Origin of the sequence: Microbispora rosea (assembly GCF_044460045.1) — a bacterium.
Classification (GTDB): domain Bacteria; phylum Actinomycetota; class Actinomycetes; order Streptosporangiales; family Streptosporangiaceae; genus Microbispora; species Microbispora rosea.
The window spans coordinates 41,518-61,315 of record NZ_JBITJO010000018.1; the positions used below are offsets into that span (position 1 = coordinate 41,518).

The 19,798-nt window shown below is 71.3% G+C and carries 19 protein-coding genes; 6 read left to right on the forward strand and 13 right to left on the reverse strand.

The features are described from left to right. Positions 1 to 210: 210 nt before the first annotated feature. Entirely contained in the window at positions 211 to 1,857 is a 1,647-nt protein-coding gene (locus ACIBK1_RS39610) for an acetolactate synthase (protein WP_030511438.1), read from the forward strand. Between the two features lie 54 nt (positions 1,858 to 1,911). On the opposite strand, the gene ACIBK1_RS39615 is transcribed toward ACIBK1_RS39610, so the two are convergent. After that, positions 1,912 to 3,627: a serine/threonine-protein kinase gene (locus tag ACIBK1_RS39615; protein ID WP_396740781.1), complete on the reverse strand. Its 1,716-nt coding sequence runs from the start codon at positions 3,625 to 3,627 to the stop codon at positions 1,912 to 1,914. Between the two features lie 159 nt (positions 3,628 to 3,786). Further along, entirely contained in the window at positions 3,787 to 3,969 is a 183-nt protein-coding gene (gene bsaP, locus ACIBK1_RS40650) for a biotin synthase auxiliary protein BsaP (protein ID WP_076442192.1), read from the reverse strand. 147 nt (positions 3,970 to 4,116) lie between these two features. Between bsaP and ACIBK1_RS39620 the strand changes: the two genes are divergently transcribed. Continuing rightward, positions 4,117 to 4,494: a thioesterase family protein gene (locus ACIBK1_RS39620; RefSeq protein WP_030511436.1), complete on the forward strand. Its 378-nt coding sequence runs from the start codon at positions 4,117 to 4,119 to the stop codon at positions 4,492 to 4,494. Between the two features lie 14 nt (positions 4,495 to 4,508). Here ACIBK1_RS39620 and ACIBK1_RS39625 read toward each other — a convergent pair whose 3' ends face one another. The 7 genes from ACIBK1_RS39625 to ACIBK1_RS39655 all read right to left on the reverse strand — a co-directional run bounded on the left by ACIBK1_RS39625 (position 4,509) and on the right by ACIBK1_RS39655 (position 11,253). Continuing rightward, entirely contained in the window at positions 4,509 to 4,721 is a 213-nt protein-coding gene (locus ACIBK1_RS39625; RefSeq protein WP_030511435.1) for a biotin/lipoyl-binding carrier protein, read from the reverse strand. 31 nt (positions 4,722 to 4,752) lie between these two features. Further along, a complete protein-coding gene (locus ACIBK1_RS39630) occupies positions 4,753 to 6,087 on the reverse strand; it encodes an acetyl-CoA carboxylase biotin carboxylase subunit (protein ID WP_076442194.1) in 1,335 nt (444 codons plus the stop codon). A gap of 133 nt (positions 6,088 to 6,220) precedes the next feature. Next, positions 6,221 to 7,510 (reverse strand): HD-GYP domain-containing protein, encoded by a 1,290-nt coding sequence (locus ACIBK1_RS39635; protein ID WP_051762494.1) that lies wholly within the window; start codon positions 7,508 to 7,510, stop codon positions 6,221 to 6,223. Beyond that, on the reverse strand, positions 7,507 to 8,862 hold the full coding sequence (locus ACIBK1_RS39640) for an HD-GYP domain-containing protein (RefSeq protein WP_030511432.1): 1,356 nt from the start codon (positions 8,860 to 8,862) through the stop codon (positions 7,507 to 7,509). The genes ACIBK1_RS39635 and ACIBK1_RS39640 overlap by 4 nt, the downstream gene beginning before the upstream one ends. Positions 8,863 to 9,260: 398 nt before the next feature. Beyond that, positions 9,261 to 10,178 carry an NAD-dependent epimerase/dehydratase family protein gene (locus tag ACIBK1_RS39645; RefSeq protein ID WP_396740783.1) on the reverse strand — a complete coding sequence of 306 codons (918 nt, stop codon included), beginning with the start codon at positions 10,176 to 10,178 and terminating at the stop codon, positions 9,261 to 9,263. A gap of 170 nt (positions 10,179 to 10,348) precedes the next feature. Continuing rightward, positions 10,349 to 10,615, reverse strand: a complete 267-nt coding sequence (gene rsrA / locus ACIBK1_RS39650) for a mycothiol system anti-sigma-R factor (RefSeq protein WP_030511430.1) — start codon at positions 10,613 to 10,615, stop codon at positions 10,349 to 10,351. Further along, complete coding sequence (locus ACIBK1_RS39655; protein WP_036408640.1) at positions 10,612 to 11,253, reverse strand: sigma-70 family RNA polymerase sigma factor; 642 nt, start codon at positions 11,251 to 11,253, stop codon at positions 10,612 to 10,614. The genes rsrA and ACIBK1_RS39655 overlap by 4 nt, the downstream gene beginning before the upstream one ends. Positions 11,254 to 11,502: 249 nt before the next feature. Between ACIBK1_RS39655 and ACIBK1_RS39660 the strand changes: the two genes are divergently transcribed. Further along, positions 11,503 to 12,243, forward strand: coding sequence for a class I SAM-dependent methyltransferase (locus ACIBK1_RS39660; protein WP_030511428.1), 741 nt, complete (start codon positions 11,503 to 11,505; stop codon positions 12,241 to 12,243). Between the two features lie 69 nt (positions 12,244 to 12,312). Here ACIBK1_RS39660 and ACIBK1_RS39665 read toward each other — a convergent pair whose 3' ends face one another. From ACIBK1_RS39665 to ACIBK1_RS39675, 3 genes are all read right to left on the reverse strand, one after another. After that, entirely contained in the window at positions 12,313 to 12,645 is a 333-nt protein-coding gene (locus tag ACIBK1_RS39665; protein WP_396740785.1) for a TraR/DksA family transcriptional regulator, read from the reverse strand. Positions 12,646 to 12,806: 161 nt separating this feature from the next. Beyond that, on the reverse strand, positions 12,807 to 14,210 hold the full coding sequence (locus tag ACIBK1_RS39670; RefSeq protein WP_030511426.1) for a hypothetical protein: 1,404 nt from the start codon (positions 14,208 to 14,210) through the stop codon (positions 12,807 to 12,809). A 169-nt stretch (positions 14,211 to 14,379) separates the two neighbouring features. Further along, positions 14,380 to 15,141 (reverse strand): SOS response-associated peptidase, encoded by a 762-nt coding sequence (locus ACIBK1_RS39675; protein ID WP_396740788.1) that lies wholly within the window; start codon positions 15,139 to 15,141, stop codon positions 14,380 to 14,382. A 102-nt stretch (positions 15,142 to 15,243) separates the two neighbouring features. On the opposite strand from ACIBK1_RS39675, the gene aroA reads away from it, so the two are divergent. Together aroA and rsgA are read left to right on the forward strand one after the other, a co-directional pair. Continuing rightward, complete coding sequence (gene aroA, locus ACIBK1_RS39680; protein ID WP_396740790.1) at positions 15,244 to 16,608, forward strand: 3-phosphoshikimate 1-carboxyvinyltransferase; 1,365 nt, start codon at positions 15,244 to 15,246, stop codon at positions 16,606 to 16,608. A 37-nt stretch (positions 16,609 to 16,645) separates the two neighbouring features. Further along, positions 16,646 to 17,674, forward strand: coding sequence for a ribosome small subunit-dependent GTPase A (gene rsgA / locus ACIBK1_RS39685; protein ID WP_030511423.1), 1,029 nt, complete (start codon positions 16,646 to 16,648; stop codon positions 17,672 to 17,674). Here the strand turns inward: rsgA and ACIBK1_RS39690 are convergent. Continuing rightward, positions 17,671 to 18,279 (reverse strand): LysE family translocator, encoded by a 609-nt coding sequence (locus ACIBK1_RS39690; protein ID WP_396740792.1) that lies wholly within the window; start codon positions 18,277 to 18,279, stop codon positions 17,671 to 17,673. The genes rsgA and ACIBK1_RS39690 overlap by 4 nt on opposite strands. A gap of 179 nt (positions 18,280 to 18,458) precedes the next feature. Between ACIBK1_RS39690 and ACIBK1_RS39695 the strand changes: the two genes are divergently transcribed. Next, positions 18,459 to 19,796: an aminotransferase-like domain-containing protein gene (locus tag ACIBK1_RS39695; protein WP_030511421.1), complete on the forward strand. Its 1,338-nt coding sequence runs from the start codon at positions 18,459 to 18,461 to the stop codon at positions 19,794 to 19,796. The last annotated feature ends 2 nt before the right edge of the window (positions 19,797 to 19,798 follow it).

Sequence of the window (19,798 nt, forward strand, 5' to 3'; positions counted from 1 at the left end):
GGCGGGCGATCGGCTGGAATCCCAGCCTGCGGTGGCGGAGTAGCCGCGACGACACCGGGCATCAGCGGGAGTGACCGAGGTTCTCCTGTGGCTGGAGGGCATTGGCCGTTCCCCTGTTCCCAAGGGAGTGTCGAGGAAGTGCCGCCCGTCGCGCGACAGGGCATCACTTTCGAAACACGACCAAAGTGACCGACTGGTAGGTTTCACCCTATGGAGTCCCCCAAACACGCAGGCGACATCGCCGTCACCGTCTCCCAGGCCTACGGCGTGGACACGATGTTCACGCTGTCCGGCGGGCACGTCTTCCCCTTGTACGACGGGGCCGTCCATCAGAACATGCGCATCCTGGACGTGCGCCACGAGCAGAGCGCGGTGTTCGCGGCCGAGGCGACGGCCCGGCTGACCCGCAAGCCCGGCCTCGCCGTGCTCACGGCGGGCCCCGGCGTCACCAACGGCGTCTCGGGGGTCGCCACGGCCCACTTCAACGGCTCCCCGCTCGTCGTGCTCGGCGGACGCGCCCCGCGCTCACGCTGGGGTTCCGGGGCGCTGCAGGAGATGGACCATCCGCCGCTGTTCGCGCCCATCACCAAGCTCGCCTTCACCGGGTCGGGTGCGGACTCCATCGGGCAGGACGTCGAGATGGCCTTCAGGACCGCCCTGGCCCCGCACCGCGGCCCGGTGTTCCTGGACGTCTACATGGACGACCTGTTCTCCCCGTCGCCCGAGTACGTCTCGGAGACGCTGACCCCGTCGCCGCTCGAGCCCGACTCCGAGGCTCTCGCCGGCATCGCGCGGCTGCTCGCCGAGGCCGAGCGCCCGGTGCTGGTGTTCGGTTCTGACGTCTGGATGGAGCGCGCCGAGGAGGCCGCGCGGGACTTCGCCGAGGAGTGGCGCCTGCCCGTCGTCCCCAACGGCCAGGGCCGGGGCATCCTGCCCGCCGGGCACGAGCTGCTGGTGACCCGCGCCCGGGGCGTCGCCTTCGGCCAGGCCGACCTCGTCATCGTGGTCGGCACCCCGCTCGACTTCCGGCTCGCCTACGGCTGGTTCGGCGGCAAGGAGGGCGCACCGCTCGCCAGGGTCGTCCACATCGCCGACGCACCCTCCCAGCTCGCCACGCACACCGGCCTGTCGGGCTCGGCCGCCGGCGACCTGTCGGTCGTCTTCTGGGGCCTGTCGGCGGCCTGCGGGGCCGCCGGGGTGAACCCCAAGGCGTACGAGCCGTGGGTGACCAGGCTGAGCGAGGCCGCGGCGGCGGCGACCGCCGGGGACGCAGCCCTGCTGGAGTCGGACGCCGACCCGATCCACCCGATGCGCATCTACGGCGAGCTGAACAAGGTGCTCGCCGACGACGCCGTCGTCATCGGCGACGGCGGCGACTTCGTCTCCTACGCCGGCAAGTACGTCGAGCCGCGCAGGCCCGGCAACTGGCTCGACCCCGGCCCGTACGGCTGCCTCGGCACCGGGCTCGGCTACTCCATCGCGGCGCGTCTCGCGAGGCCGTCGTCGCAGGTCGTGCTGCTGCTCGGCGACGGCGCGGCGGGCTTTTCGCTGATGGACGTCGACACGCTGGTCCGCCACCGCATGCCGGTCGTCATGATCTGCGGCAACAACGGCATGTGGGGGCTGGAGAAGCACCCCATGCAGATGCTGTACGGCTACGACGTGGCGGCCGAGCTCCAGCCGCAGTGCCGCTACGACCAGGTCGTCACCGCGCTCGGCGGCGGCGGGGAGCTCGTCACGTCGCCGGGCGAGATCGGCCCGGCGCTGCGCCGCGCCTTCGACTCCGGCGTGCCCTACCTGGTCAACATCGCCACCGACCCGGCGATCGCCTACCCGCGCAACACGACCGGGGTGTGACCACCGGCGGAGCCCCGCGTACGTCCGTCGCGCGGGGCTCCCGTCGGGGCGGTCTCAGGACGTCGCGGGAGAGCGGCTCCCGGCCGCGCTGGGCGACGGGCTGGGCGAGGGAGGCGGGCAGTCCTTCTTCACGGTGAACGTGACCGCCGTACCCTCCTTGACGGACGTGTTCGCCGCCGGTTTCTGGCCGACGACCGTCCCCTTGCACTCCCCTTCGCCGTCGTAGACGGGTTTCGGACTGAGACCCAGCATGTTGAGCCGCGCCAGCGCTGAGCTCTCGGGCAGGCCCTTGAGATCGGGCACCTTGACCAGGCCCTTCGTCGAGCTCGGCGAGGGCGTCGGGGAGGCGGTGGGGCTCGGCGACGAGCTGGGAGTCGGGCTCGGCGTGGGGCTCGGCCTTCTCGGCTTGGCCGGGCTCGGCTGCGTCACCGGCACCTTTGGAGAGGGCCTCGTGGGGGGCCGCGAGTGGACCCGTGTCGGACTCGGGGACGGGTCAGCGGTGGCCACCGTCAGGGCCGGCGCGGGCGACTCAGAGACGCCCGACCCGGCCGAGGCCATGTTGATGCCGAGGACGGCCAGACCGCCGACGACGGCGAACCCCGCCACCCCGGCCGCGACGGGCATTCCCTTGCCCTTCTTGGACCGCTGCGCCGCGCGCCGCGCCGTACGGGAGCCCTGCTGCGGGGAGGCGACGGTCGTCGGCGGCACGGCCGGGGCGTCGTTCCACGACTCCCGTGTGACGCGATAGGTGGCTCCGGTCGCCGGGACGGCCTCCGGCCCGCCCTGGTAGGGGCCTGCCTGGGTGGTCGCCCCCGTGGGAAGAGGCGGGGCCCCCATGCCCGTGGACGCCGGGCCCCCCGTGACACCCTGCGGGCCGTATCCCGCGCCGGCCATGCCCTGTGGGCCATAGCCGGGCGCGGCGTCCGGGACCACGGTGCCGGGCATCCCGGAACCAGCGGCCAGCACCGACTGCCGGGCGGCCTGACTCATCGCGGCGGCCGACGGCCAGCGGCGCGCCGGATCCTTCGACATGGCCCGTTCGACGACGGCCCGGATGGCGGGCGGCACGTCCGGCGGCAGCGGCGGCGGCTCCTCGCGGATGTGCTTGAGCGCGATCGTCACCGGCGAGTCGCCGTCGAAGGGACGCTGCCCGGCCAGGCACTCGTACGCCACCACGCCCAGCGCGTAGATGTCGACGGCGGGTGTGACCGGGGCCCCCTCGGCCTGCTCGGGCGCGCAGTAGGCCGCGGTGCCGAGCACCATTCCGGCGTCGGTGAGGCGGCTGCCCTGGTCGGCGCGGGCGATGCCGAAGTCGGTCAGCACCAGCGTGCCGTCGGACCGCACCAGCAGGTTGCCCGGTTTGACGTCCCGGTGCACGATCCCCCGCTCGTGCACGGCCTGGAGGGCGGAGGCCGCCTGCGCGATGAGCTCCATCGCGGGCTCGGCGCCGATGCGGCCGAGGCGCATCAGCAGGCGGTCGAGGGGCTCGCCGTCGACGAACCGCATGACCAGGTACGCGGTGGAGCCGTCGCCGGGGACCTCGGTGACCCCGTAGTCGTAGACGTCGACGACGCCGGGGTGGTTGACGGTCGCCATCGCGCGGGCCTCGCCCTGGAAGCGGACGGCGAATCCGGGGTCGTCGAGACGACCGGGGAGAAGCACCTTGACGGCGACGGTGCGCGCGAGGACGGTGTCCTCACCACGCCATACCTCGCCCATGCCCCCGGCGCCGAGTCGGGCGTCCAACCGGTAACGCCCAGCCAGGGTCATGCCTTGGGCCACCATTTGCGCCCCGTACCCCCTAAGTCAATCGACCCCCGAAGGTGTCCAACAAAGCAGGTTCGTGTCGCGGGTAGATAACGACAACTTCACGGAACCCTGTACGCGTAAGGGATCCAGGCTCGGGGGATCGAAAGTCGAGCCTACCTGTTATCCGTCCCTACTACCGTGCACCGAGCACCGTGCCGTCCATTTCCTGGGCGTGACCTGGACAACCATGCGGCGACGGCAGTGCGGGCAGTAACGCGGTGGCTCCATCACCCGGGCGGCCAGGCAGGCCGCGTGATCACCGTTTCCGGCCGGGCGGCCGCAGTGATCGCAGTAGAGGTCCACAGTGCACCACCCTAACCGCTGCCCGCCTCCGCCGCCCGGAAAGCATCATGGAGTCCCCGCTGCCGTTTAAGACGCTTCCCGGACCCATTTAGTTGCCTCGCGGCCTCCACAAGCGCCGGTGAATGCCGACCCAATAGGCTGACCCGCATGAGTGTTGCTCCAGGTCTGCGCGCCGAGGTCCTCATCATGGTGGAGCGCGGGGACACGGCGATCCGGGTCGGCAGCGGCGACGTGCCGGTGCTGGGCACGCCGCGGCTGCTGTCGTTCGCCGAGGGAGCCACGGTCAAGGCCGTCCAGCATCACCTGGAGCCGGGGCAGACCACCGTGGGGACCAGGGTGCTGATCGAGCACCGCCTGCCCAGCCCGGTCGGGATGCACGTCGAGATCGGCGTCGAACTCACCGAGGTGGACGGCAGGCGGCTCGTCTTCTCCGTCAGGGCCGTCGACAAGACCGGCGCCCTGGTCGCCACGGGCACGATCGAGCGGGTCGTCGTCGACCGGGAACGGTTCCTCTCCCGTCTCTGAGCGTCCGTCCCGCGCTACTCGATGACGGCGATGGGGTCTCCCTCCTGGACGACGTCGCCCTCCTTCACGTGGAGCTTCGAGACGGTCCCGGCGTCCTCGGCGAGGACGGGGATCTCCATCTTCATCGACTCCAGGATCACAAGGGTGTCGCCCTCCTCGACGACCTCGCCCTCGCTCACGACGATCTTCCAGACGTTCGCCACCATCTCGGCGCGCACCTCGGCCACCCGGAAACTCCCCTCAACGTAATTCGGCAGATCAGGCTTTTCTCATTCGGGAGACCAGCCCGGTGTCGTAGTTCCCGCTCACGAACTCGGGATGGTCGAGCAGCTCGGCGCAGAACGGCAGGTTGTGCTTCGGGCCCTCGATGCGGAACGCGGCGACGGCCTCCCTGCCCCGCTCCAGCGCCTCCTCACGGGTGGCGCCGACGACGCAGAGCTTGGCCATCAGCGGATCGTAGAACGGCGTGACGGTGTTGCCCGCCGCGTATCCCGAATCGACGCGCACCCCCTCGCCCACCGGCTCCTCCCATACCCCGATCTTGCCAGGACCCGGCAGGAACCTGCGGGGGTCCTCGGCGTAGACGCGGAACTCTATCGCGTGGCCGCTCACCCGCGGCTGGAGGGAGTAGGTCTCGCCGGCCGCGATCCGGATCTGCTGCTCCACGAGGTCGAGACCGGTGACCAGTTCGGTGACGGGGTGCTCCACCTGGAGCCGAGTGTTCATCTCCAGGAAGACGAAGTCCTGGGCGTCCGCGTCCACCAGGCACTCCACGGTGCCCGCGCCGCGATAGGCCACGGCCTCCCCCGCCCGTACGGCCGCCGCGAGCATCCGCTCGCGCAGCTCCGGGGTCACGCCGGGGGACGGGCTCTCCTCCACGACCTTCTGGTGGCGCCGCTGGACGGAGCAGTCGCGCTCGCCCAGGGCGACCACGGTGCCGTCGGCGAGGCCGAGGATCTGCACCTCGACGTGCCTGGCCCGCTCGATGTAACGCTCGAGCAGGATGGCCGGCTCGCCGCCGAAGCGGGCGGCCGCCCGGCACGCCTGCTCGAACGCCTTGGCCAGCGACTCGCTGTCGCGCGCCACGCCCATGCCGATCCCGCCGCCCCCGCCGGCCGCCTTCACCATCACGGGGAACCCGATCTCCTCGGCGGCCCGTTCGGCCTGCGCGAGGTCGGAGACCGGCTCCCTGGTCCCGGCGGCGACCGGCACGCCCGCGGACTCCATCAGGTTGCGGGCGTTGATCTTGTCGCCCATCTGCTCGATGGCCTTGGGGTCCGGGCCTATCCATACGAGACCGGCGTCGACCACCGCACGGGCGAACGCGGCGTTCTCCGCGAGGAACCCGTATCCGGGGTGCACCGCCTGCGCTCCCGTCGTACGGGCGGCCTGGAGAACCTTGTCGATGTCGAGGTAGCTCTGGGCCGGGTTCGCGGGCCCGAGGAGCACGGCGTCGTCGGCCTCACGCACGAACGGCAGATCGGCGTCCGCCTCGGAGTGGACCGCGACGGCGCGCAGCCCCATGCTCCGCACCGTACGGATGATGCGGCGGGCGATTTCACCACGATTGGCGACGAGAACTGAGTCGAACACGCACCCAACTCTAGGATGATCCCCCGCTCCGTCCCCCCGCCCGTTCCGACTGAACGCGGGGGCCGAATCTGTAGGGTCGCCACAACAACGACGGGCTCGGCGTGCCGTTGGAGGCGGTCCGATGCTACGTCTGCTACAAGCGTGTGACGAGCACGAGCCGGTCGACGACGCGCGCCATCGCCTCCACCACCCCGGGGTCGTAGGCCGACCCCCCGTCGAGGCGTAGCCGCTCCAGTGCCGCCGCCGCGCGGTCCCTGTCGGTCGATCCGCCCACCAGGTCGTCGTAGGCGTTGGCGGCCTTGATGATGCGGCTGGCCGTGGGCGGGGACTCGCCGAGCGTCTCGCACTGCCGCCGGACGATCTCCGCGACGCCGTGGAGGACACCGGTCTTCCTGATCACCTCGGCGCCCAGCTCGGCGATCCGCCGCGCCTGCGCGGGGTCGGCCAGCACGGTCGCGCCGCCGGGGATCGGGTCGCGCAGCGACAGCTGGCCGATGTCGTGCATGAGCGCGGCGTACTCCAGCTCCAGCAGCTGCGGCTCCGCCATGCCCAGCTCCCGGCCGATGGCGACCGACAGCTGGCTGACGCGGCGCGAGTGGCCCGGCTCGACGTATCCGCCGACCTCGGTGACCCGGCTCAGCGCGCGCACGGTCTGCAGGTAGGTCGCCCGGATGCCGGCGTACTTGCGGAACGCCACCTGCGTGACGAGCAGCGGCGCGGCGAACGCGGGCAGCGCGGTCATGTCCATGCTGTGCGAGGCGAGCGCGAGCAGGATGCCCGACGCCGCGACGGCGGCGCCGAGCGGCGCGGCCATCCTGATCTCGTCCCGTACGGCCACGGCGAACGCGGTCCTGACCTGGTCGGCCCGGTGCATGGCCGCGATCACCACGTCGGCCACGAGCATGATCGTGACGAGCACGGCCATCACGCCGAGCGCCGGCCACCAGTTGCCGTTCCGGTCGCCGGTGTCCCGCGCGAGCTCCCCCAGCGGGCCGGTGAGCGGCCGGTAGGCGAAGGCGAGCAACGACCCGGCGAGCAGCCGCCGGGCCATCGCGTCGAGACGTGGCGGCCGGCCGACCGCCAGATGCGGCAGCCCGCCCGCGATCATGCCGACCGACATCACCGCCACGACCTGCAGGGCCGAGTGGTGCGCCGGCCGTCCGCCCACGTCGAGCAGCAGGGCGTATCCGAGGGAGGCGGCGGTGGAGATCGGGGCGACCTCGCGGTTGCCCGGCATCGTGAGCCTGGCCAGCTCTCCGGCCGCGATGAGCGCGCCGAACCCGATGGCGACCCGCGGATCGGTCAGGCCCTCCGCCGCCGTGTGGGCGATCCCCGCCACGGTCAGCATCCCGGCGGCGCAGATGAGCAGGAGCTGGCCCGAGTCGAGCCCCACCGGCCTGGCCGTCAGCCGACGCTCCCTCACCGCTCCGACACCACCTGGATGGGCGTCGTCGGGTCGTCGTGATCCTTCACGGTGGTCTCCACGGCCGCGTCGTCCAGGGGGACGGGCACCGGCTGCGCCATGTCCCAGCCGTGCCGGTCGAGCGCCTCGACGAACGCGCACACCATGTCGGGGTCGAACTGGGTCCCGGCGTTCTTGCGCAACTCCGCCACCGCGAACTCGATCGACTTGGCCTTCCGATAGGAGCGGTCGGAGGTCATGGAGTCGAACGCGTCGGCCACCGCGATGATCCGGGCGAACTCGGGGATCTCCGAGCCGGCCAGGCCCATCGGGTAGCCCTTGCCGTCATGTCGTTCGTGGTGGTGCATGATCCCGGCGAACGCCTCGTCGAGGAAGTCGATGCCCCGCACGATCTCCAGCCCGCGCATCGGATGGAGCTGGATCGCGGCGTACTCCTCCTCGGTCAGACGGCCGTCCTTCTGCAGCACCTTGGTCGGCACGCCGAGTTTGCCCACGTCGTGGAGCATGCCCGCGTATCGGATCGCGCGCAGCCGCTCGGTGCCCATGCCGATCTCCTCAGCGATCATCGAGGACGCCGCGGAGACCCGCGTGCAGTGCCCGCGCGTGTAGTAGTCCTTCGTCTCCACCGCCTGGCACAGCGCGGCGATGGTCGCGTCGTACGCCCGTTGCTCGGCGTGGTAGTGCCCCAGCGCCCACCGGGCCACGAACAGCGGCAGCAGCACGAGCACGGCCGAGATCGACTGCACCGTCGACCACAGGGCCGCGATCAGCAGGCCGAAGGTGGCGAAGCCGACGTAGGAGCTCAGGAACTGCACCATTGCGCGGAGCGAGACCTGGTCTTTGTGCACCGCGGACGCCAGCCGCAGGATGACCGCGGTCAGCGCGAAGTTGACGGCCACGAAGACCACCGTCGCGGCGGCGTACGGCACGAGGATGCCCGGGAAGTCGGCCGGCTCGGGCAGGTGGGCGCGTCCCCCCGCGCTCTCGTACGCCCACCCGGCGGCGTAGCCGCACAGGGCGTACTGCGCGCCGTTGAACAGCCGTTTCACCATCGGCAGGCCGGGGCGCACGCTCACGACCGCGGCCAGCCCGACCAGGGCCGCGCCCTCCGGGCCGACCAGCACCACGGCGGCCAGCGCGGCGGAGAAGCTCACCGACACCGCGACGTGCGGCACGTTGAGCAGGGTCGGCACCGACTCACAGAGCAGGAAGAGCAGCGCCAGAACGAGAAGCGCCGACCAGTCCTCCGCCACGAGCCCGTGATGAACGAGGAGACCGCGCGTGATCACGAGACCGGCGGTTCCGACGAGTGCGACGAAGTAGACCCTGGCGGGCCACGGCAGTTCCCGCATGGCGGCCACCTTGAATGCGGTTCGGACCCGTGGGCCGGCCCTGCCGGACCGGCCCACGGGCAGTGACTACGTCCAGGAGATCCCCGGGGTGCCGGCCGCGAGACCGGCCAGAGCCACCACCGGAGTAAGCAGCGCCAGCGCCACTATTAGCCTGACGACGGTCTTCCCAAGCATTGCGCCGCCTCCACGTCGATGTCGCACTCAGGCTACAGAAGGGCCGACGGCGGATCTGGGATGTCGCGACCATCGCAGCCAAACCGTAACCAAGCAATCACACCGCGTGCAATTGCACCGGTTTGTCGCCACCTGCCGCGGACCCGAGACGGGAAAGCCGCCGCGACGGCCGACGATCTCGGCATGCTCAACTAGTAACACGCCGCATCCGGTGATCAAAGCGATCAGACGAGCGCTTGCCGGGCCCATTCGACGGTGGCCTTGAGGCCCGTGGGCAGGTCGTGCCGGGGACGCCAGCCGAGGGCCTCGTACGCCGGAGCGGGGTCGACGGCCATCGCGGGGAGGTCGCCCAGGCGAGGAGGATCGAAGCGCGGCTCGTCCGGCGCTCCGGCCGCCGCGGCGATCAGACTGTGCAGCGCACGGTCGGTGGTCTGGACGCCGGTGCCGAGGTTGACCCGGCGGCCGTCGCCGTGGGGCCCGCAGGCGCGGGCGAAGCCGTCCACCACGTCCTCCACGAAGACGTAGTCGCGCGTCTGGGAGCCGTCGCCGTACACGACCGTGGGTTTTCCCGCCAGCAGGGCGTCGGTGAAGATCGCGACCACTCCGGCCTCACCCTCGGGCGACTGGCGCGGCCCGTAGACGTTCGACAGCACGAGCGTGGTGTATTCGAGCCCGTGCAGCGCCCGGTAGGTGGCGAGGTACAGCTCACCGCCGAGCTTGGAGGCGGCGTACGGCGAGCGGGGATCTGTGGGGGCGTCGCCGGGGACCGGGATCACGGCCGGCCTGCCGTAGACGGCGACGGAGGAGGCGTAAACGATCTTTCGGGCCCCGGAGCGGCGAGCCGCCTCCAGGACGTTCACCGTGCCCTCGACGTTGATCCCGGCGTCGGCCACCGGGTCGGCCACGCTCCTGCGCACGCTGATCTGCGCGGCGAGGTGGCAGACGACCTCCGGCCGCCAGCGCTCCGCGAGATCGGCGAGCGCGGGGTCGCGCACGTCCATGACGTGCAGGGGGGCGTCGGGGTTGCGCACGTGACCGGACGACAGGTCGTCCACCACCGCGACCTCGTGACCGTCCGCCAACAGCCGATCGACGAGGGTGGACCCGATGAACCCCGCCCCGCCGGTGACCAGTGCCCGCATGTCCCCGCCCTTCCCGGCCTTCCCGGCCTGTAACGGGAGATCCTAACGAGCATTGCCCCGGCCCGGCCCGATCACACCCCCGCGACGGAGGCGCGCCCAGCGAGAACAGGCACGGCGACAGAGCGTGGCGAAAGGGCCGCGCCGGCCGTCACCCTGCCGGGACCGCCGGGCTAGTCCGCCATCTCGGCGCGTACCTGCTCGATCCGGGTGAGCACCTTGCTGCGCAGGTCCTGCGGGACGGGGTCGCACCCGCAGTGTTTGGCCACGAGCCGCTTGACGGCCTCCTCGAGGCCGTACTCCTCCAGGCAGGGGGAGCACTCGTGCAGATGCTTCCTGATCTCGGCGATGCGGTCGCTGTCCAGCTCACCGTCCAGGTAGGTGTACACCCGGTCGAGCACCTCGCTACACGGGGTGTCGTGGTGGTTCCCGCAGCTCATCGCTCCTCCTCGCCAAGCGTCCCGCCCAGACCCGCGCCGCGGGAGTCCGACCGCACGAGGCCGCGCTCGCGCGCGTAGTCCTCAAGCTGGTTGCGCAACTGCCGGCGTCCACGGTGGAGGCGCGACATCACGGTCCCGATGGGCGTGCCCATGATCTCGGCGATCTCCTTGTACGGGAAGCCCTCGACGTCCGCCAGATAGACGGCGATGCGGAACTCCTCGGGGAGCGCGGCGAGAGCGTCCTTCACGTCGCTGTCGGGAAGGTGTTCGAGCGCCTCGATCTCGGCCGACTTCAACCCGCTCGACGTGTGCGACTCCGCCCGCGCGAGCTGCCAGTCCTCGATCTCCTCGGTGCCCGCCTGCTTGGGCTCCCGTTGCTTCTTCCGGTAGCTGTTGATGAACGTGTTGGTGAGGATGCGGTAGAGCCAGGCCTTGAGGTTCGTCCCCTCCTGGAACTGGTGGAAGGAGGCGAACGCCTTGGCGAAGGTCTCCTGCAGGAGATCCTCCGCATCCGCTGCGTTTCGGGTCATCCGGAGCGCCGCCGAGTAGAGTTGATCGAGAAACGGCATGACGTCGCGCTCGAACCGCTCACTGCGCTGCTCCAGAGTCTCCTCGGCTGTCTTGGAGACCGGACCCACCCCCTTCAGGACACCGTACCCAGCCGAGGATACCGGCCCGGCAAGGTCCAGCCCGTCGAGGCCTTCTGGCAGCACCAACGTCTTCATGCCCAACTGCAACAGGGCGGGCGTAGAGTCTGTTCCCGGTGCAGATTGAGGTGACGAACGGCCCGGTGCGGGGAAAAAAGTAAGCACCGGCTTGGTAGCCCGGAAACCGAGTTTCGCTGCCGCACGCCCATGCGCGGGGCAGCCAGAGTCCAGGAGTCGCTCGTGCTGCCTATACCGGCCAACGAACTCAACGGCCCGGGCACACTCGGGCCGTACTGGACCTTTTATCACGCGGTCGTCGCCGAACAGTTGCGCCAGTGGCTGCCCGGCCGTCCCTCCCTGCTGCTGGACCTGTCCGGCGGACGGGGGCGATGGCCGGCCCAGGCGGCGCGCGCCGGTCACCGGGTGATCGAGGTCATGGACTTCCGCAGGCCGGCGGAACCCTGGTTGCGCGACGCCTCCGAGCGGATACAGAAGGTGCGCGCCGACAATCTCGGCTTCCTGCCCGACGGCAGCGTGGACGGCGTGATCGCCGAGGAGCGCGCGCTGTCGGTCGAGATCATGGCCGAGTCCGTCGTCGAGGACGTGGCCCGGGTGCTGCGGCCCGGCGGGCGCGCGCTGCTGTGCGTCGACTCGCTGGTCCTCGGCATGGCGATCCTCGCCGAGCAGAACTACTGGGCGCACCTGTGCCAGACGGGCGAGGTCATGCTCATCCCCTGGCCCGACGGCAGCATCACCCGCTGCTTCACCAGTCAGCAGATACGCGAGCTGATCACCGGCGCCGGCCTGGAGGTGGAGTGGGTGCGCCCGCGCACCGTGCTGTCCCCCTCCACCGTCGACCACGTGCTGAGCGGGGAGAGCAAGTCGCTGTCCTGGCTGGTCCGCACCGAGCTGGAGACGCAGGCCGACGGTGACGACACCGTCGGCATCCACTTGGTGGCGAGCGCCCGCAAGCCGTTGTGAACGCTCTAAGGGAACGCGGCGCGGACAGGCGCTCGCGGGAGGCTCGGGCGGATGCGGCGCTCGACAGGATCACCGGCGGCGCTCGGCCCGCGACTGGCACTGCACGCACCGGGCCGCCTCGGGGCGGGCCTCCAGCCTGCCCTCGGGCACGAGCGTGCCGCAGTCGACGCAGCGGCCGTAACCGCCGTCGTCCAGCCGCCGCAGCGCGGCCAGCACGGCCGTACGCTGCCGGGAGGCGGCGTCGAGCATGGCCCGGGTCCGGTCTGCGTCGGTGAGGTCGGCTCCCGCGTCGGCGAGGCATCTGTCGCGCCCGACGGCCGGATCCCCACGCAGCACGCTGATCGACCGGTCGAGCTCGGCGAGCATGCTTTCCAGGCGCATACGCGCGGTCGCGACGTCCACGGATCCGCACCTCCGGGAGTGGGGGAATCACCCGTCCAGGAGCCCCCGGTCTCCTGCACGGTCAGCGGCCGGTCACCTACCGAGCGACCGCTTTCTCGAACGGATGCCCACTTCGCGCGCCGCTTACACCCTTGACCTGCTCACCGACTGCGGGCTCGGGCTCACTGGCGCGGGGGCAGTCCGATGAGGTGCGTCGCGCCGAGGAAGAAGGCCGCGCGGACGTTGTCGTCGCCCACGAGGTCACGGATCGCCGCCGCCGAGGTTCCCGCCTCGCCGTAGCCGACCTTCAGGAACGACGGGTCCGGCTCCTTGGTCACGTCGAGTCCCTTGAGCAGGACCTGCGCACCCCTGTCCGACTTGGACACCGCGCCCCAGAGCTGGGTGTAGACGTCCACGGTCAGCAGGTCGACGAAGCCCTCGCCGATGATCTGGCTGTGCCGGATCCCCTCCGCCGTCTCCCTGAACCGGGGGTGGGCGAGCCGGTGCATCAACTCGTGCACGAGCGTTCTGATCACCCGCCAGCGCCAGTCGGACTTCGTCCCCCACGCGGGACTCGGGAAGATCGGCTGAACGGAGATGTTGCCCTCACCTCCGCTGTGCGCCGCGGTCAGCTTGACCATGGCCTCGACCCTCCTGCTCAGGGTCGCGTCCCCCGACAGGCGCTCCCGCAGCAGGGCGCGCAACGTATCCCGGTCGCCGGAACGGGTGGCGTCGTAGTTCGCTCTGACGAGCAGCGCCCCTCGTTGCTTGTCCCAGCCGACCGCCTGCGCCCTGTTCATCATCCAGTTCAGCCGCTGGGCGGGCCCGGCGGGCAGCTCCCAGGTGCTCTGCAGGCGTTCGCTGTAGCGGAAGCCGTCGAAGTACGGCCCCTCCTCCCAGGAGTCCGCGTACGGCCGCAGTCCGACGGCGACGAACATCTGGAGGAAATCGGCGACGCGCCTGAGGTGATCGAGCGACTCCGGCTCGGACCGCGTACCCGTGGGCGGCGCCCAGTGCCGGAGCTGCTCGTCCACCACCTTCACCAGCAGATCGGCCAGCTCCTTGAGCACGTTCTCCTGCAGCGGCCCGACCTTCGTCTCCCCCTTGCCGTCCTGGTCGGACCCGGGAGGGTTGTAGATGAGGTTCAGCTTCGCCGCCACCGCCGTCTCGGGCAGGGCGAGCTTCCGGACGACCGCCCCCCTCACCCAGCCGCTCGCCCGCAGCACCTCCCGTTCGAACGCGTCGTTCTCGGCGCCCGGCATCGCCGTACGCAGGGTCGCCCGGCCTATCAGGCGAGACACCGCCGCGGTGTGGTCGAAGTCATCGGGGAGAGCGTTCATGTTGGCGCCGTACAGATAGAGGGCGTGGGCCAGCCAGAGCTGGTCCTCACCCTGGTACTGCGCGATCTGGGACCAGATGTCGATCTCCAGCCCGGTGAACAGGCGGTAGACGCGGTTGAAGTAGTCGGGGTACTTGTTCGCGGGGAGGGCACGCAGTTTCGTGTAGTCGACCGTCGCCTCCAGCGGTCCGAAGCCGACCGTTCTCGGCTCTGCCGGGGTATGCGCGAGATCGTTCGTCAGGGACATGTAACGCTCCAAGTAACTGAGAGTGGCGAATTACGTACATGTCGTGCAAGCGCCACCGGAGCGTACGTCCGGCCCTGACTTCCATCAAGCAGCTTGTCCGCCATAGGACAGCCTGAACGGCTCCGCCCGTGCCTGTGCTCGGGCCGGGAACGTCTTGTCCGGGGAGCCGTCAGAGCAGGCGCGGGACGTCATCGCCCTTCAGGGCCTCGATCAGCTCGGGACCGTTGTGACGGACGCTGTTGACGGCGTCGGAAACGGCGTACGCCTCCAGCCGGTCCGGGCCGGCCGGGACGAGCAGGCCCGTGGGGTCGGTCACGCGCGGGTCGAGCCACTCCGTCCAGCGGTCGCGCTCGACCATCATCGGCATCCGGTCGTGGATGCGGCCCAGCTTGTCCGTCGCCGTGGTGGTGATCACCGTGCAGGTGCACAGCCACTTCAGCGGGTCGTCGTCCGGGCGGGTGGGGTCCTTCCAGAACTCGTACAGACCGGCCATGGCGAGCACGCCGCCGTCGGCGGGATGGATGAAGAACGGCTGCTTCTTCTTGCCCTCCAGCGGCATCCACTCGTAGTAGCCGTCCGCCGGGATCAGGCAGCGCCGCGACTTCAGCGCCCTGCGGTAGGACGGCTTCTCCGCCACGGTCTCCACCCTGGCGTTGATCATCCGCGAGCCCACCGACGGGTCCTTGGCCCAGCTCGGCACGAGCCCCCACCGGACCACCCGCAACTGCCTGACCGGCTCGTCGCCCGGGCGCTCGCCGTCGTCGTCCTTCGGCACACGGCTCATGACCGCGTAGACGTTCTTGGTGGGCGCGACGTTGTAGTCGGGCCGGAGCTCGCCGCCGGGCACCTGGTCGGGCACCCCGTCCAGCTCGACCTGGAACTCCTCCAGCAACTCCTGCTTCTTCCGCGCAGACGCGTACCTCCCGCACATGCCACCAAGACTGCCACGAAGTCGTGTCCCGGGGCGGGCCGCACACGTTCTCACGGCTTCTCACGACGGTGCGGACGAGCGTGCGCGCACTAAGCTTGCGGCATGGCCTCTCCGCAGTCCGCGTCCGGCGGCGCCGCGCCGCACGGCATCGATCAGAACGGCGTCGAGAAGAACGCCGGCGCACCGCTCTGGCCCGCCCCCGTGGCCGCCGAGCCGGTTCGTGCGACGGTCCGCCTGCCCGGCTCGAAGTCGGTGACCAACAGGGCACTGCTGCTCGCCGCGCTGGCCGACGCCCCCGGCGCCGTACGACTCGCGCTGCGCAGCCGCGACGCCGACCTGATGGCGGCCGCGCTGCGCTCGCTCGGCGCCGAGATGACGCCGTCCAACGAGAGCGCCGACAGCGTGGACTGGTCGGTGACCCCTCATCCCGTACGCGGCGGGGCGTCGATCGACGTCGGGCTGGCCGGGACCGTCATGCGGTTCGTGCCCCCGGTCGCCGCGCTGGCCGACGGACCGGTCTTCTTCGACGGCGACCCCCACGCCCGCAAGCGGCCGATGGGCCCGATCCTGGGCGCGCTGCGCGCGCTCGGCGCGTCGGTGGACAACGACGCGCTGCCGTTCACGATCCGCGGACCGATCCCCGGCGGCGAGGTCACCCTCGACGCCTCGGTCTCCTCGCAGATGGTCTCCGGACTGCTGCTGGCCGCCGCGCGCTTCGAGAAGGGCGTGACGGTGCGGCACGACGGTCCGCCCGTCCCGTCGATGCCGCACATCGAGATGACCGTGCAGATGCTGCGCCAGGCGGGCGTCGACGTGGACGACTCCGAGCGCGACGTGTGGCGGGTGCAGCCCGGCCCGATCCGGGCCAGGGACGTCACGGTCGAGCCCGACCTGTCGAACGCCGCTCCCTTCCTCGCGGCGGCCCTGGTCACCGGCGGCTCGGTCGTCGTGCCGGACTGGCCGGAGGAGACGACGCAGGGCGGCGACGCGCTGCGCGAACTGCTCGCCGAGATGGGCGCGCGGGTCGAGCGGGTGCCGGAGGGCCTGCGGGTCACCGGCGAGGGCGCTGTGCGCGGCATCGACGCCGACCTGCGCGACGTCAGCGAGCTCACCCCCACGATCGCCGCGCTCGCCGCGCTGGCCGACGGGCCGTCCCGCATCCGGGGCGTGGCGCACATCCGGGGGCACGAGACCGACCGGATCACCGCCCTCGCCGCGGAGATCAACCGGCTGGGCGGCGACGCCCGGGAGACCGACGACGGCCTGGACATCCACCCCCGGCCGCTGACCGGCGGCGTCTTCCACTCCTACGCCGACCACCGCATGGCCACGGCGGGCGCGGTCATCGGCCTGGTCGTGCCGGGCGTCGAAGTCGAGGACATCGCGACGACATCCAAGACGCTGCCCGAGTTCCCGCGCATGTGGGCCGCGATGCTGGGCAGCGCGCCAGGCGAGGAGACGGCATGAGCGAGCGGCTGATCCCCGGACGATCGGGGCGCGGGCACTGAAAAAGCGGCATTACGACGAGGACGACGTCAGGGTCAGGCCGGGCAAGGGCTCACGGCCGCGGACCCGGATCCGGCCTGCCCACAGCGAGGCCGTCGAGGGCTTCGTGGTGGCCGTCGACCGCGGGCGTTACACCTGTCTGGTCGGCGAGGGCGTCCCCCGTTCCACGACGCCGAAGAAGCGGCGGGGCGAGCGCACCCTCGTGGTGGCCATGAAGGCCCGCGAGCTCGGGCGCAAGGGCATCGTGGTGGGCGACCGCGTGGCGCTGGTGGGCGACGTGACCGGGCAGCCCGACACGCTGGCGCGCATCGTCCGCGTGGAGGAGCGCACCTCGATGCTGCGCCGCAGCGCCGACGACGTGGACGACATCGAGCGCCCCATCGTCGCCAACGCCGACCAGTTGGTCATCGTCACCGCGCTCGCCGATCCCCCGCCACGGCCCCGGATGATCGACCGGATGCTCGTCGCGGCCTTCGACGCCGACATCGAGCCGCTGCTGTGCCTGACCAAGGCCGACCTGGCCCCCGCCGACGACCTCGTCGCGCTGTACGAGCCTCTCGGCGTGCCGTACGTGGTCGTGCGCAAGGGCGGCCCGGTCGACGACCTGGCCGAGGCGCTCGCGGACCGGCTCAGCGTGCTGGTCGGGCACTCCGGGGTCGGAAAGTCGACCCTGGTCAACGCGCTGGTGCCGCACGCCCACCGGGCCGTGTCCCATGTGAACGCCGTCACCGGCCGCGGCAGGCACACCTCCACCTCCGCGGTCGCCCTGGAACTGCCGGAGGGCGGCTGGATCATCGACACCCCCGGGGTGCGCAGCTTCGGGCTCGCCCACATCTCGGTGGAGACCGTGCTCGCCGCCTTCCCCGACCTGGTGGACGCCACAACCGAATGCCCCAAGGGCTGCACCCACCTCGGCGACGACTGCGCCCTCGACCGCTACGTCGCGGAGGGGCACGCGGAGCCCGCACGCCTGGAGTCCCTGCGGCGGTTGCTCGCCAGCCGCGAGGGCTCTTCCGACGAAGACTAGAACGACGCGCTCCGGCTGAAGGCGAGCATCACGGCGAGCGCTCCGAGCATGCTCCCCATGGCGATCCGCTGGGCTCGCAACCACGCCGGCCGGTGCGCCAGGAATCCCGCGACGCTTCCGGCGGCCAGCACGATCGAGAAATTCACCGTCGCGGCCACCGCGATCTGGAAAAGGCCGAGAACGACGCCCTGCGCCAGCACGTTCCCCGCTCGGATATCGACGAACTGCGGAATGACGGAGACATACAGAATGGCGATCTTCGGATTGAGCAGGTTCGTCATCAGTCCCATGGCGAAAAGCCGGGGCGGCGGGTCGTGCGGCACGTCCCGCACGGTGAACACCGAAGCGCCGCCCGGCCTGATCGTCTTCCAGGCGAGCCACATCAGGTAACCCGCCCCGGCCAGCCGTATCGCCGTGAGAACCTGCGGGACCGCGGCGAACAGCGCCGCCAGGCCGAGATTCGTCGCCGTCAGATAGACGAGGAATCCCGCGACCACTCCGCTCAACGAGATTATTCCGGCCCGGCGTCCCTGACTGATGCTCCGCGATACGAGATACATCATGTTCGGGCCCGGAGAGAGCACCATTCCGAGCGCCACGGACACGACACCCAGCACCGCATTCGGTTCGACCATGACGCCGCCCTTTCCTCGCAGGTCATCAATGCCGGTCCGGACGGCCTCCTCAGGCTATTTCACTCCGAACAATAAATGCAATATTGGATATTGCTCTCGGAGCAATATTGTGTTTGGATCGGACACCGTGCCACGAAGAGGGGGCGGCGATGGAGGACTACCGTGAGCTGGCCGACGAGGTCGCCGCGGACATCGCGGCCGGACGGCTCAGGCCGGGAGACCGGCTTCCTCCGCAGCGGGACTTCGCCCGGCGGCGCGGCATCGCCGGCTCCACGGCGGCGCGCGTCTACGCGGAGCTGACCCGCCGCGGCCTCACGGTCGGCGAGGTCGGCCGTGGCACCTTCGTCCGCGCCTCCGCCCGGCGGCCCGGGACCGCCCTGGCCGAACCGAGCGGCACCAGGATCGACCTCGAACTCAACTACCCCGTCATCCCCGAGCAGGCCGGCCTGCTCGCGGACGGCATCAGGCCGCTGCTGCGCCCCGATGTGCTGGAGGCGTCCATGCGGCCGGTGGGCGCGGCGGGCACTCCCCACGCCCGCGAGGCCGTCGCGGACCTGCTCGCCCGGGCCGGCTGGCGCCCCGACCCGGCGCGGGTGCTCTTCGCCGGCAACGGCCGCCAGGCGATCGCGGCCGTCATCGCCGCGCTGGTCCCGCCGGGTGCGCGGCTGGGCGTCGAGGAGCTCACCTACCCCGTCGTGAAGACGATCGCCGCCCGGCTCGGGGTCACCCTCGTGCCCCTGCCGGTCGACGAGGCGGGCCTGGTGCCCGAGGCTGTCGAGGCCGCCGCCCGCAAGGCTCCGCTGAGAGCGGTCTACCTCCAGCCGACGCTGCACAACCCGCTGTCGCTCACCATGCCGGTCGAGCGCCGCGCCGAGCTCGCGGCCGTGCTGGAGCGGCTGGACGTGCCCGCGATCGAGGACGGCATCTGGTCGTTCCTGCGGCACGAGGCACCACCGCTCGCCGCCGTGGCGCCCGAGCGCACGATCCTCGTCGACAGCCTCTCCAAACGGCTCGCGCCCGGGCTGACCGTCGGATTCGCCGTCGTTCCCGAGGCCGTCGTCCCCCACGTGACCGCGGCGCTGCACTCGGGGGGTTCCGCGCCGCCGCGGTTCGCGCTGGAGGCGGCGGTCCGGCTCGCCGGCGACGGCATCGTGGAATCGCTGAGCCGGGGCAAGCGGCGGGACGCCGAGGCCCGGCAGGAGATCGCGAGCCGCCACCTGGGCGAGTTCGCCGTCCGCGGCGATCCGCGGTCCTACTACTGCTGGTGGGAGCTTCCGCCGCCGTGGCGGGCCGACACGTTCGTGGCCGCCGCCGCACGGCACGGCATCGCCGTCACCCCGGCGGCGGCCTTCGCCGTCGGCGACAACCGCACCCCGAACGCCGTCCGTCTCGGCCTGGCCTCTCCCCCGCCCGAGACGCTGGCGCGCGCCCTGGCCACCCTCGCCGGGCTCGCCCGTTCCTCGCCGGACGATCTGCTGGCCGAGTGAGC